Origin of the sequence: Parabacteroides sp. HGS0025 (assembly GCF_000969845.1) — a bacterium.
In the GTDB taxonomy this organism is placed as follows: domain Bacteria; phylum Bacteroidota; class Bacteroidia; order Bacteroidales; family Tannerellaceae; genus Parabacteroides; species Parabacteroides gordonii.
This window is the reverse complement of sequence record NZ_KQ033902.1, coordinates 3,549,915-3,564,076: the sequence shown is the minus strand read 5'-3', so window position 1 is coordinate 3,564,076 and position 14,162 is coordinate 3,549,915. Positions and strand designations below refer to the sequence as shown.

Sequence of the window (14,162 nt, the reverse complement as noted above, 5' to 3'; positions counted from 1 at the left end):
ACAAAAAGCAATATATCCACCCTGCTGTAAAGTGTTCATCCTACATTTGCTTTCGTTAAACACGATAATCACAAATTTAATAGACATGAATACACAACGGAATTTGTTAGCCGGATTATTGCTTTTTGTGGCAATACCATTTATATCCGCGCAAGAGAAAGCCCAGATGGTTGTTAATGCCGATTTGGGTATAGAAACGATCAACCGACACATTTACGGACAGTTTTCCGAGCATTTGGGAAGATGTATCTATGATGGTCTTTGGGTAGGGGAAGACTCTAAAATCCCTAATACGAATGGCGTGAGAAACGATATTATCGCCGCCCTTAAACATATTAATATACCCAACCTGCGTTGGCCGGGTGGTTGCTTTGCCGACGAATACCACTGGCGTGACGGTATCGGGCCACGCGATCAGCGCCCGAAAATGGTCAACACTCACTGGGGAGGCGTTACGGAAGATAACAGCTTCGGTACACACGAATTCCTGAACCTTTGTGAGGAACTGGGAACCGAACCTTATATATGTGGAAACATGGGTAGCGGTTCTGTAGAAGAAATGTCGAAGTGGGTGGAATATATCACTTTTGACGGTGAGAGCCCGATGGCAAAATTACGTAAGCAGAATGGCCGTGAGAAACCCTGGAAAGTTCAGTTCTGGGGCGTTGGTAACGAAAACTGGGGCTGCGGTGGAAATATGTCCCCCGAAGGTTATGCCGAAAACTATCGTCGTTATGCAACTTACTGCCGCAACTATGGTACGAACCACCTGTTTAAAATTGCCGGTGGCCCGAATGTGGATGACTATAACTGGACAAGCACTTTGATGAAGAATATCCCCGGCCACATGATGAACGGCATCTCCCTGCATTATTATACGTTTGCCGACAGTTGGACAAATAAAGGAAATGCAACCGGCTTTGATGATAATGAATACTTCCGTACCATCGAAAATGCCGCACATATCGAAGAACTGATCGAACGTCATACCGCAATTATGGATCAGTACGATCCGGAAAAACGCCTGGGATTGATCATCGACGAATGGGGTGCCTGGTATAATGTAGAACCGGGAACAAATCCGGGTTTCCTTTACCAGCAAAATACGTTGCGTGATGCTTTGCTGGCCGGTGTTTCCCTGAATATTTTCCACAAACATTGCGACCGTGTGAAAATGGCCAACATTGCACAGATGGTCAACGTATTGCAGGCCATGATCCTGACCGAAGGCGAAAAAATGATCCTGACACCGACCTATCACGTATTCGATATGTATAAAGTTCATCAGGATGCCACCCTGCTTCCGATTGAAGTGAAATGCAGTAACTATGAACGTCTGGGACGCAGCCTTCCGGCGGTTAGCGCTTCTGCATCGAAAGATAAGAACGGGGCGATACATATCTCACTCGTCAATATTGATCCGGCAAACGATATCGAGATATCCTGTGCCGTACGCGGAACGAATGCCGCCAATGTAAGTAATGCGCAGATCATTACCGGAGAGAATGTACGTGCATGTAATACATTTGATAAACCTGAAAACGTGCGTTTGGCAAACTTCAAGGGAGCAAAGTATAAAAACGGGGAACTGACCGTGAAGATCCCGGCCAAATCACTGGTAACGATCGAGTTGAAATAATTTAAACACGTATCATTTATGTGTAAGACAATCATTAAGGCAGCCATTTTGATGGCTGCTACCACCCTTGTTGTCTCCAGATGCAGCTTAGGCAGGCAGCCGGTAACACCGGAAAAGAACCCTAATCCGTGGAAAGACGATTATACATCTGTCTCCGCCATGAAGGATTATCGTTCGTGGGGAACTTATAATGTACACGATCCGGCCTGCCGGAAGATAGGGGATACGTTCTATCTCTATTCAACCGATGCCATCTTCCGCGAAAATAAAGAGGAAGCTAAGGAAGCAGGCGTTCCGATGGGATACATCCAGGTGCGTAAGTCGAAAGACTTGGTGAACTGGGAGTTTGCCGGTTGGGCATTCCCTGAAATTCCCGCAGAAGCCGTAGAACATGTCAGGAGCCATGCCGATGGGGAAGGGGCTACCAATATTTGGGCGCCTTACCTGGTACAGTATAAGGATAAATACCGCCTGTATTATTGTGTTTCGGCTTTTGCCAAATCAATCTCTTATCTGGGGATGGCAGAGTCCGACTCACCGGAAGGGCCGTGGGAGTTGAAAGGCTGTGTGGTAAAAACAGACTCTACTTCCGTCATGAATGCGATCGATCCGAGCGTTGTGATCACGGAGAACGGGGAACATTGGATGGTCTACGGCTCTTATTTCGGTGGCCTGTATGAAATGCAGCTGGATCCTGAAACCGGGCTGGCTATGCGTAGCGGCGACCAGGGACATTGTATCGCCCGCCGCGCCGATGGAAAGAAAGATAATATCGAAGCCCCGGAGATCGTTTACAACCCGGAATTGAAGAAATATTACCTGTTCGTCTCTTACGATCCTCTGATGACTACCTACAATATACGTGTCGGTCGTTCGGAAAAGCCGGAGGGCCCTTTCTACGACCTGTTCGGTAAAGACATGAGCGAGGAAACCAACAACTACCCGGTGCTGACACATCCTTACCGTTTCGACAATCATCCGGGATGGGCGGGTACGGCTCACTGTGGTGTGGTAAACGATAACGGACGTTATTTCCTGATGCACCAGGGACGACTCAGTCCGGCTAACCAGCTGATGGATCTGCATGTCCGTGAAATATTCTGGACGAAAGACGGATGGCCTGTTGTTTCGCCGGAAAGATATGCCGCCATTCCGCAACAGGAATTTATAAAGGATGATTTCGTGGGCGAGTGGGAAATGATCCTCATCCGCGACAGTAAATACGAGCGTCAGCTTTGGGCCGGACAGATCTTGTGGGGTGAAGGAGAATTGCATGATAATGAGGTGAATGTCTCAATTCATTATACCTTTACACCAGATGGAAAGATCACTGGTGAACAGGAAGGACGCTGGGCGTACTCTCCGGAAAAAGGATTGGCTATCCGTATAGGAGAAGAAGAAATGCAAGGACTCATTCCACATATGGGACAAGACTGGGAGAATGAAATGAAGACAATCCTGTTTACGGGATTAGACTCCCACGGCTTCTCTGTCTGGGGTAAACGGGTCAAATGAACACAAAATATTCTTACAAATTAATTTAATGCCGTATGAGAAAAAGTATAGAACAAAACACAGCCACCATCTTTCAGCAAGAAAGTAACGAGTATGAATTAAGTAACCTTAAAACAGTTTATTATGAGTTATCAATTTATTAAGAGTAAACAGCTACTGAAGTTACCGGTAGTCCTCTTGTTTTTATTAGTCAGCAGCCTGCAACTTATGGCGCAGACAAATGTCGTGACAGGAACTGTAACCGATCCCCTGGGCGATCCCCTGATCGGTGTGAATGTAGTCCTGAAAGACAACCCGACCGTTGGAACCATTACCGATATGGATGGTAAATTCTCATTGGAAACAGGGAATAGTAAAGTCTTTGTATTCTCATATATCGGTTATGCCCCGCAGGAAGTTTCCATTGTCGGAAAGAACAATATCCAGGTGCAGCTGAAAGAAGACAGCGAAACACTGGAAGAAGTGGTAGTAGTAGGTTATGGTACCCAGAAAAAAGGATCGTTGACCGGTGCTATCAGCAGTGTGAAATCGGAAGAACTGACACGTACGACTACGCCGACAACAGCCGGTGCCCTGGTTGGTAAGACTCCGGGTATCTCAGCCCGTCAGGCCGACGGTCGCCCGGGTGCAAGTGCCGCTATCCAGATCCGTAATATGGGTACTCCGTTATATGTAATCGACGGCATACAGTGTGAAGAAGGACAGTTCAATAATATCGACGTGAATGATGTCGAAAGTATCACTATCCTGAAGGATGCCTCTGCTGCTATTTACGGTTTACGTGCAGCCAACGGGGTTGTACTGGTAACGACCAAATCCGGTAAACGCGGTGAGAAGAACCAGATATCAGCCAATGCCTATTACGGTATCCAGAACTTCATGCGTTATCCGGAGGTTGCCAACGCTTCCCAGTTCTACGAAGGACGTATGCAGGCCGATCTGAATACCTACGGTTCAACAGCCCGTACGATGGAAGAGTTGAATTTGTGGCGTCAGGGCCAGGGAGAATATTCCAGCTTCGACTGGCAGAAGTTCATCACCAACAAGAATGCTCCTATCTGGTACGGTAACGTCAGTGCTACCGGAGGTTCGGAAAGAATTAACTACCACTTCGGTGTTTCCCATCTCGACCAGAAGGCCATGATCAACGGATTTAACTTTGCCCGTACAAACCTGCAAAGCAATATTGAAGCCAATATCACTAAATCATTGAAGATCGGAGCCCGTTTGAGCGGTCGTATCGAAGAACGCCATAACGTAGGTGTTCCGGGTCTGGATGACTACTGGCAACCTTATTATGCCATGTTCCAGAACTGGCCGACCCAGCACGCCTATGCCAACGATAATCCAAACTACGTAAATGCCACCCGCAACAACGCGACCGGTGCCGCTATTTTCGACCGGGATATTACAGGTTATACCGATGATATCTGGAAATCGGCAACAGCCAACGTATATGCGGAATGGCAAAGCCCGATCGAAGGCCTGAAAGCCAGAGTGGCTTATAACTACTGGATTGCTCGTAACGACCAGGAACAGTTCGAGTACACCTATAAAGTATATACCTACGACAAAGCGAATGACAGTTACAACGAACAGTGGGGAAACCAGAACCCGTGGCGCCGTCGTCTTAAAGATGAAAAGGTGGAACAGACTTTCCAGGCGCAGTTGAACTACGATCATACCTTCAACCAGAAACATCATGTGTCAGGTGTATTAGGTATAGAAACTTTTGAAAAGACAAGAGACTGGTTGCAATACAATACCTTGCCGACCAATAACTATATCCCTCTGACAAACGGTATAGCCGATATGCAGTCGATGGAAACAAAGATGACTACCGCCCGCCGTGCCGGTATGGTGTTCCGTGCCGCATACGACTACTCAAGTACTTATTTTGCTGAATTCAGCGGCCGTTACGATGGTTCCTACCTGTTTCAGGAAGGTAACCGCTGGGGCTTTTTCCCTGCTGTTTCTGCCGGTTGGAGACTTTCGGAAGAATCCTTTATGTCTGGTGTAAAAGAAGCAACCAAGCTGTCTAACCTGAAGATCCGTGCATCCTGGGGACAGATGGGGGATGACAAACTGGATGTGGATGAGGATGGCGACGGTTATCTGGACGATATCGTTTCTCCTTACTCTTATCTGAACGGATATACTTACGGTTCGGGCAACGCCGTACTGAACGGGAATGCCATGACAGGTGTCGTATACCGTGGTATCCCTATTACAACCTTATCCTGGATCAAATCGACCCTGATCAATATCGGTGTGGATTATGGCTTCCTGGATGACCGTTTGAGTGGTACTTTTGAAGTCTTCCAACGTAAGCGTACCGGTCTGCCGGCTTTACGTTACGACGTATTGATCCCTACCGAAGTAGGCTTCTCGCTGGCAAAGGAAAACCTGAACTCCGATTATCATAAAGGTTTGGAGTTAGGTATCACCTGGAGAGACAAGGTGAGAGATTTCTCTTACTCTATCGGTGGTAACTTCACGCTGGCCCGCAAAATGAACGGCGACTCCTATAAACCGCGCTTCGGTTCGAGCTGGGACGAATACCGTAACTCAACGGAGAACCGCTGGATAAACACCAATACCTGGGGATATCAGGTAGTAGGCCGTTTCCAAAGTTACGAAGATATCCAGAACTACCGTGTCGACAATGACGGACAAGGTAATACCACCATGTTGCCGGGAGACCTGATCTATAAGGATCAAAATGGCGACGGTATAATCAATAGCCTGGATGAACGTCCGATCGGTTACCAGCCGGAACAGTTACCGTACATCAGCTTCGGTATCAATACCTCTTTCGAATGGAAAGGCATCGACTTGAAAGCCGACTTTGCCGGCGCTGCCGGACAATCTTACCACATGTGCTGGGAAGTGGCTTATCCGTTCCAGGGCGATGGTAACTCTACCGCCTATTTGCTGACCGACTCATGGCATCGTGCCGATCCTACGGATGCGAACAGCGAATGGATTGCCGGAAAGTTCCCTGCTACCCGTTATGCCGGAGCAAATGTAAGTTTCAACCGTTACTCTGATTTCTGGTTGCATAATACTTATTATATCAAGCTGCGTACATTGGAGCTTGGTTATACTTTGCCGAAGTCTATTTCCAGCAAGTTCTTCGTAGACCGTCTGCGTATCTATGCAAATGCCTACAACTTGTTCAGCATCGATAACCTGAGCAAATATCAGCTCGATCCGGAAATCCAATCTAACAGTGCTCTGGTTACTCCTAACCTGCGTACCTTCTCATTCGGTTTTAATCTTAACTTCTAATTAATTGAATAGTATGAAAAAGAGTTTATTATATATCCTTGGATCCGCAGTTCTGACATGCTCGCTGTCCGGTTGCGACGAATGGCTGGGTAATACGGATCCTTCCGACTTCCTGACGACTGATCAGGTATGGAATGACAATACAATGGTGCAAGGTGTTCTTGCAAATCTCTATAACGATGTTCCTAAAAACGGCTCACTCGACGATGATGTCAACTTCTCCCTATACGACGATTTCATGTGGTGCGGACTGATGAACCAGGACGTGGAAACAGCCCGTAACCAGATGGTATCTTATGCGTACGATATATTCAGATATTATGATTATGAATATATCTATAAGATCAACCAGGGTATCGAGTCGCTGAAGACCTCCACTTTACCCGAAGCGGATGTAGCCGTTTATGATGCCGAGTTCCGCTTCCTGCGTGCATATACTTATTTCCAGATGTGTATCCGCATGGGAGGTATTCCTCTGGTTACGGCTACACAAAGTTATACATCGGGTATGGATATATCCGAACTTCAGACGCCGCGTTCTACCGAAGCTGAAGTGTATGAATATGTATATAACGAATGTATGGCGGTCAAAGAAACACTGGCAGCCAACAACAATGTGAAATATGTTTCACGGGCCAACAAATATACCGCCCTGGCACTGGCTGGCCGCTCTATGTTGTACGCCGGTTCCATCGCAAAATACAATGCAGCCATGAGCAACCCGGTTCATTCCGACCTGCAGAATGGTGTGGTAGGTATGACCGGAGCCGATGCGAACGGTTATTATGAAAAGGCGTTGGCTTGTTCCGAGGAGATCATCAATGGCGGCGTGTTCCGGTTGCAGGGTATAGATGCACCTTCGGCCGATGCTTTCTATAACGCTGTTTCCATTAAAGATAATAATACGGAAGTGATCTGGAGCAAGGATTATTCGGCGAGCAAATTCCATAGCTTCTCCTTCGCCAATATCGCACAGTCGATGAATGAAGACAACGATAACGGTTCCGACCTCTGTCCGACACTTCAGTTGGTCGAGTCTTTCAGCAGACTGGACGGTACTTCCGCTCGGCTGGCCGATAAGGATGCCAACGGTAACTACATCGCTTACGACAACCGTGCCGATATCTTTACCGGTCGCGACTACCGCCTGCAAGGTACCTGCCTGCTTCCGGAACAGGAATTTAAAGGCGCTCACCTGGATGTACAGGCCGGTGTAGCCGTTTATCAGAACGGTTCTTACCTCTTTGTCGACGGTTCCGAACCCAACTCCAAATATGAAGCAGCCGACAACCATCCGAATGCCGACGGCGGTACGTTCGTAGGTAAAGACGGCCCTCTGAACCGTGCTACTTATACGAATACAGGTTTCAACCTGCGCAAATATGTCGATGCTACCGTTGGATCTTCCGCCCGTGGCCAGGGTTCTTATATCTGGTGGGCTTACTTCCGTATGGGAGAAGTTTATCTGAATGCGGCTGAAGCGGCTATGGAACTGGGACAGACAGGCAAAGCCCTGCAATATGTAAATGCCGTACGCCAGCGTGCCGGTTTCGGTGCCGACTCATGGACTGCGGCCGACCTGACCATCGACAATCTGCTGAAAGAACGTCGTTGCGAACTGGCACTCGAAGATCACCGTTGGTGGGATCTGAAACGTCTGCGTAAAGCGCATACACAATGGAATGGCGTTCAGTCTGAAAATACGATGTTGTATGCCCTGTATCCTTACCGTGTGATCGGTGGCCCGAACGACGGCAAGTATATCTTTGAACGTAAAATCGCCCCGCGTTTCAAAGCGCCCCGTAACTTCCGTGTAGGTAACTATTACACTTCATTCAACCAGGATGATCTGAATAAGAACCCGAAACTGGTACAGAACCCGAACTACAATTAATTAAAGATGAACATAGATATGAAAAAGATAGCTTTATTCCTATTCGTCGCATTAGCTGCCGTATTTACTTCCTGTGAATATGACAATTATGAAGAGCCTAATACGACGCTGACCGGAAAGATGGTTTTCGATGGTCAGGCGATTAATGTAAAGAATAATCAGGTGAGTTTCCGTCTCTACGAACCGGGCTGGGAACTTTCGGCCAGCACGTATCTGACCGTACAGGTGGCACAGGACGGTACATTCAGTGCCAGCGTCTATACGGGCAAGACTTATAAGTTGATCCGCGTAGCAAACGTTGGCCCTTGGGTAAACCCGACGGCAGCCGATACGATCACTGTGGAGAATTGCAGAGGCGGACAGACTGTCGATATACCTGTAACTCCTTATTACCTGCTCGACAATGCATCCATCACTTGCAACAATAAGATTGTTTCCGGTACCTGCTCCGTACGCGAGATCACAGCCGGCCGCAACATCGAGTTTGTAGGCTTGTATGCCGGCCGCAACCTGATTGTTGACGACAGCTATAATTTCGGCGGCACAGCCGGATCGACTACAACAACCGCAACAGCCGGTAATCAGGTTTCCCTGCAACTGGATTTAAGCAGCTTATCAGTCAATTCGACCTCCAATTCGCTTCCATCTACCGGATTCATCTACGCCCGTATGGGACTGAAGATCGAAGGTATCGATGCAATGGTTTATACCGAACCGTTCAAAGTATCGATCTGATTATTCGATGATTAGCGAGAATATACCCCGCAAGGCCTGTTATTTTAACAGCTTGCGGGGTTTTTTATTATCTTTGCCCTCGTTCTAATCTTAAATTTAATGGATATGTGCAGACACTTTCTGGCAACTCTTGTAGTTGTACTATTTATGGTCTCCTGTGGCAGACCTTCTCCTTTCCGGGATAAATTGTATGAAACTATGCAAACCTCCCTGAGTTGGAGAAACGATACGACCGGCATCTGGGAAACCGCCGGCTGGTGGAACTCCGCCAACGTATTAACCGCTACCATCCGCTACGCAGCCGTCACTGGCGACACCGATGTGCTTCCCGTCATTCAGGATGTATATGAGAAAGCCCGCCGTTACCGGGTGGGAGTGGACTCGACGGGGACACCTCGCTATTGTACGAATTTCATCAATGACTATTACGACGATGAGGGTTGGTGGGCTTTGGCATGGATCGAAGCGTCTAAACTGACAGGGGAGAAGAAGTACCTCGATATGGCGGAAGTAATCTTCGACGATATGACTACCGGATGGAGTGAAGAATGCGGTGGCGGTATCTTCTGGAAAAAGAATCCCCTGCATTATAAGAATTCCATCGCCAACAACCTTTTCTCGCTGACGGCTATCCGCTTGTACAAGGCTACTCAGAACCCGTCTTATCTCGACTGGTTCAAGAAGAACGTGGCGTGGTATATGCAAACAGGCATGATCAATACGGATATTTACCAGATCGAAGACGGGACGGGCAAGGACTGTACCCCCAACCGGGATGCCCATTACACCTATAACCAGGGTGTGGCGATCGCTGTCCTGACTGAAATGTATCTGGTGACGAATGATAATTCCTATCTGGAACTGGCCGGAAAGATAGCCGATGCCACGATTACGAACCGGTTGGTGACAGACGAGGGCATCCTTCGTGAAATGAAACCGGCTATCGAACATAGCAACGACGGTGTACAGTTCAAAGGCATTTTTATACGCCATCTGGCTTTCCTGTATGAGGTGACAAAGAACCCGGCCTACAAAGATTTCATCATAAAGAATGCCGAGTCGATCCTCTCGAAAGATTACGACCCGGCATCCAAAAGCTTCGGCTGTTATTGGTACGGCCCCTTCCATCGGGTTAGTTCAGCCGCCAATGCCTGTGCACTGGAATGTGTGATTGAAGCCTATTCTCTTACAAAACAATTTTAAAGCGTTCCTTACCGATCCGTACAAAATAGATACCATCGGGTAGCCGTACTGTCTCAACCTCTCCGGCTATCAGATGGCAAACGGTTTGCAGCTTGCCGTCGGCGGTATAGATATAACCCGGTTCGTCGCTAACGGCTTGTATATGCAGCTCGTTTCCGGTTTTCCAGACTTTCGGCCGGTTGGCTTCTATCTTTTCGTTGGCTACCGGGGCGGGATTCTTCACAATGCCGTCGATAAATATATCGAGCGGTTGACGAACATATTTAATGATATATGCTCCGTCGCTTGTACGGGGTGTGATGGTTTCCCCACGGCTGGTTGTTACTATCGGGGCTGACTGGTCATACTCCTTGTCGAGCGAGAGATAGAACCGGAAGCTACCCCATGACTCCACTTCATACGCTCCGGCAACCGGATCGGTTACAGCTCCCTCAACGGCCGGAAGAGTTACTGTATAGTAAACCGGAGTTGGTTCAGGTTCAGGAGTCGGATCGGGTTTACTTTCTTTTTTACTAAATATGACCTTGATGGCGACATCACTATTTACTGTATAAGAAGAACCACTGCTGAATGTAGTACCGTTTACGGTGAGTGTATTCAACTCATAATCGGCATCCGGCATAGCAGTAATTGTCAGTACTGTATTATAAGGAAGCTGATCGTCGTTATTCACTGCTATTTCAGATCCGTTCAAGGGATCGGGGCGGGTTACCGATAATATCCCGTTGCTGCCCGGATCGATTTTGACGGTATGCAGCAGGTAGGGAGCCATCAGCTTTTCCGGCTGTGAAGTAAACCCTTGCAGCTTTGGCAAAGTGCTGAAGCTATTCAAATCCCAGACAGACGTATTCCAACCATTGAAACAACCACCTGCATCACTATTCAGATTACTGCTTGTAAGAGGGGTACCTTCCTGCGGATCATAAGTATCAGCCGATTTAGTAATCTGGCGTGGCATATCGAAGAAAGAGAAATTATTCACATCGTCCGCATCTGCACCCGTACCGATTACACGGTGGGCATCAGCAGGAATTTTTGCATTAACAGCCAAGCAATGTCTAACAATACCCGCATTTTCATGATCGTTAAAACCGACTATTCCGCCAGCCGCTTCGTCCATTCCATTTGTAAGGCTCGAAACAACGGCGTCGGCTGCTATTGAAACCTCTCCGGCAGCAAAACTGTACTCGATTGTACCTGTATTATATCCGGCTATTCCGCCGAGATAGGAATCAGAACTATCATTTACTTTCACGGGGATAAGATTATAGCAGTTGGAAATCGTACCGCTGTTATCGCCTGCAATACCTCCGGCATGTCTGTTTGTTCCGTCGGAAGACAAGACAAAACCTTCACCGGAGACGTAACATTGATCGATCGTTCCTTCATTAACGGCAGCGATGGCTCCGGCCTTGCTTTCTGCTCCGCTGGCGGTGGAAGTAATCCCGTCCGCAACGACATTTACCGCCACTTTTCGGACGATTGCCCCTCCGTCGATCGTACCGAACAATCCGGCTTGCGCCTGTTTGAGATCAGCTTTGAGACTCAAAGAAACTGTATGGTTATCGCCATCGAAGGTTCCTTTGAAGGGATGAGCAGTTGTTCCCATTGGTGTCCAGCCGGAGGGAAGGGTGATATCGTTTGCCAACTTAAAATATTCGGTGTTATTGAAGCCTGTCACATTCTGGTTGATTTGATAGGCATAATATAAAAAATCGCTTTCATCCTTGATCTGATATGGATTGGTACTGGTATTGTTTTGGGGTATAAAATAATCGTCGGTAGAAATATCGGGTGAATCAGTACTCAGCTTAGGAAGGTATCCGTCTTTAAGTATCCATCCGGCACTCTCCCATTCTGCAAGGGCATTTCCTGCATCTCCGTTAAAGTTTTCTATTGTCAAGTCAGCTCCATTTTTATTATTCTTTTCCCCATTCGGGAAACTTATTGTTGTTTCTCCGTTATAATTTATTTCTATGCAGGTTGCTTTGACTACAGAATAGTTGTCTGTAAAGGTTGTGGTACATCTATAATATGAAGTTCCTGCTATACGGCCAACACTCTTCACAGAAGCCTCCTTATCAATACGTACAGTGATTGCTTTAGTAAAAGACAAACAGTTTTTAATAGTCGAATTTCTTCCGTCAATACCCAAAAATCCCCCGGCACAAGCTTCGGCAAATTGATTTCTGAAATAGGAAATTATACTGCTTACAGCAACATAACAACGGTTTATAGTTAAAGTACTTGATAAAAAATATACTGTTTGTCCGACAATTCCACCTGTATAAGCTCCTTCACCATCCTTAGATTGAACTGTCTTTATCGGACCTCCGGATACAAAACAATCCTCAATAGAAATAGTACTACCACTTCCAATACTTCCTACTAATCCTCCTGCCGATCTTATTCCGGCAATGCCGTCAGCACTAATAATAACTCCCAAATTTTTGATACTTCCTGCTGCCATTCTCCCAAATAGTCCCCCATCTGTCGTTTGACCACTTGTCGTTAGGTTTTTGATTGTCTTTTTATTTCCATCGAAGTTACCTTGAAAAGGATTGTCTTCCGTTCCTATCGGTGTCCAATCCTGATCGTTCAGATCGATATCACAGCTTAAGGAGATCGCACATCCTTCAAAACCAGTTTCACTGCCACTTCCGGTTACAGTTCCGTTATTAGCTGTTTCTGCCACCCAGGCCAGTTCGGCCGCGGTAGAGATGGTAAGTGTTGCATCACCGGCCTTCCAACCATTCGGTTTTGTTTTCGAGGTTCCATCCCATACATCGGCCTCTGCCCGAACTCCATTCGGAGTTGTCCATAAAAAAGCCGCCACACAAAGGAGGCGGATGATTAATTGTAAACTCTTATTCATACTTATGTTAATTATATTAATTTCTTTATACTTGCTTGTTTAACATTTATTAGTTGGGGGTATGTCGACAACGTTATCGACACGGATGTCGAAGCCTCTGTCGATACAGGTGTCGACAACGGTATCGACAGAGGCTTCGACAACGGTGTCGAGGGGTATGTCGATAACAGCTTCGATACTCCCCTCGACAGTAGCTTACTCGATAACCGGACGGTCATCTTCGCCGCCACCCGGCTGACTACCTACACTCAACAAAATGGGGTACTGATACGTACGCGGTTCTTTAACGAGGGTATAGCTGGCACCTGCCTGCGTTGTGATACTCAACAGATATTGTCCGTCGGGCAGTGCCGGGATCTGGATAATGATCTGCGACGTGGTGTTCGATACGATCAGGTCGACTTTGACCGGAGTCTTGTCGGCCCCGTCGGGAGTGAAGTAAACGCCTACCGACGGATCGTCGCCTTTCAACAGCAGGCCTGCCCCGTTGATTACACCCGGAGCGTTCGGAGTCAGTATCTGGTTGACTGATTTCGTCTTAGAGTCGGTAAAGCCGTTGATAACCGGGCCCGTCTTAGCTACACGGAAGTTGGGAACCAATAATTTCAGCGCCTTCAACAATGCTTTTCCCGGCGTAAAGGTGACACCGAATTTATGCAGATCGGAGTTGAAGATGGGGCTTTCTCCACCGAGCGGCCCGCTGAAGTTAAGCAACCACTGGCCTACGCCGTCTACCACGCTCTTGCCCTCTGCAATGGCTTCGACCTTGATATCGTCTGCCATGCCGAGGATGTTCAGGATCGTTTCCTGGCGGTACTCGGTACGCGCTTTAACGATACGGTCGGCGATATCCGTGTTGTGGATCGTTCCGGTGATGGATACTTTACCTGCAAAATCGTTTGCTTTTTCTGTCAATACGTTATCGTACATGTCGACAGTGAGAATTGTTTTTTCTGCCATGATATTATTATTAAATGTTGTGTTCGTTGATGAGTTCGGATAAACCCTGA

The 14,162-nt window shown here is 47.3% G+C and carries 8 protein-coding genes; 6 read left to right on the top strand and 2 right to left on the bottom strand.

All coding sequences use genetic code 11. The features are described 5' to 3' along the window. Window positions 1-85 precede the first annotated feature (85 nt). From HMPREF1212_RS14005 to HMPREF1212_RS13980, 6 genes are all read left to right on the top strand, one after another. On the top strand, window positions 86-1,639 hold the full coding sequence (locus HMPREF1212_RS14005; RefSeq protein WP_082099886.1) for an alpha-N-arabinofuranosidase: 1,554 nt from the start codon (window positions 86-88) through the stop codon (window positions 1,637-1,639). A gap of 18 nt (window positions 1,640-1,657) precedes the next feature. Then, window positions 1,658-3,154, top strand: a complete 1,497-nt coding sequence (locus HMPREF1212_RS14000; protein WP_082099885.1) for an arabinan endo-1,5-alpha-L-arabinosidase — start codon at window positions 1,658-1,660, stop codon at window positions 3,152-3,154. Between the two features lie 123 nt (window positions 3,155-3,277). Further along, a complete protein-coding gene (locus HMPREF1212_RS13995; RefSeq protein WP_046149773.1) occupies window positions 3,278-6,445 on the top strand; it encodes a SusC/RagA family TonB-linked outer membrane protein in 3,168 nt (1,055 codons plus the stop codon). A gap of 13 nt (window positions 6,446-6,458) precedes the next feature. Beyond that, window positions 6,459-8,339: a RagB/SusD family nutrient uptake outer membrane protein gene (locus HMPREF1212_RS13990; protein WP_046149772.1), complete on the top strand. Its 1,881-nt coding sequence runs from the start codon at window positions 6,459-6,461 to the stop codon at window positions 8,337-8,339. Between the two features lie 18 nt (window positions 8,340-8,357). Next, on the top strand, window positions 8,358-9,074 hold the full coding sequence (locus HMPREF1212_RS13985) for a DUF3823 domain-containing protein (RefSeq protein ID WP_028726823.1): 717 nt from the start codon (window positions 8,358-8,360) through the stop codon (window positions 9,072-9,074). Between the two features lie 105 nt (window positions 9,075-9,179). After that, window positions 9,180-10,277 (top strand): glycoside hydrolase family 76 protein, encoded by a 1,098-nt coding sequence (locus HMPREF1212_RS13980; RefSeq protein WP_046149771.1) that lies wholly within the window; start codon window positions 9,180-9,182, stop codon window positions 10,275-10,277. Here the strand turns inward: HMPREF1212_RS13980 and HMPREF1212_RS27340 are convergent. Together HMPREF1212_RS27340 and HMPREF1212_RS13970 are read right to left on the bottom strand one after the other, a co-directional pair. Then, a complete protein-coding gene (locus tag HMPREF1212_RS27340; protein WP_052725003.1) occupies window positions 10,261-13,152 on the bottom strand; it encodes a hypothetical protein in 2,892 nt (963 codons plus the stop codon). The genes HMPREF1212_RS13980 and HMPREF1212_RS27340 overlap by 17 nt on opposite strands. 195 nt (window positions 13,153-13,347) lie before the next feature. Continuing rightward, window positions 13,348-14,112, bottom strand: a complete 765-nt coding sequence (locus HMPREF1212_RS13970) for a DNA-binding domain-containing protein (protein ID WP_028726820.1) — start codon at window positions 14,110-14,112, stop codon at window positions 13,348-13,350. Window positions 14,113-14,162 lie beyond the last annotated feature (50 nt).

Bases quoted from the DNA above. Each gene is read 5' to 3' on its own strand.
- HMPREF1212_RS14005 (WP_082099886.1), top strand. From the start codon at position 86: ATGAATACACAACGGAATTTGTTAGCCGGATTATTGCTTTTTGTGGCA.
- HMPREF1212_RS14000 (WP_082099885.1), top strand. From the start codon at position 1,658: ATGTGTAAGACAATCATTAAGGCAGCCATTTTGATGGCTGCTACCACC.
- HMPREF1212_RS13995 (WP_046149773.1), top strand. From the start codon at position 3,278: ATGAGTTATCAATTTATTAAGAGTAAACAGCTACTGAAGTTACCGGTA.
- HMPREF1212_RS13990 (WP_046149772.1), top strand. From the start codon at position 6,459: ATGAAAAAGAGTTTATTATATATCCTTGGATCCGCAGTTCTGACATGC.
- HMPREF1212_RS13985 (WP_028726823.1), top strand. From the start codon at position 8,358: ATGAAAAAGATAGCTTTATTCCTATTCGTCGCATTAGCTGCCGTATTT.
- HMPREF1212_RS13980 (WP_046149771.1), top strand. From the start codon at position 9,180: ATGTGCAGACACTTTCTGGCAACTCTTGTAGTTGTACTATTTATGGTC.
- HMPREF1212_RS27340 (WP_052725003.1), bottom strand. From the start codon at position 13,152: ATGAATAAGAGTTTACAATTAATCATCCGCCTCCTTTGTGTGGCGGCT.
- HMPREF1212_RS13970 (WP_028726820.1), bottom strand. From the start codon at position 14,112: ATGGCAGAAAAAACAATTCTCACTGTCGACATGTACGATAACGTATTG.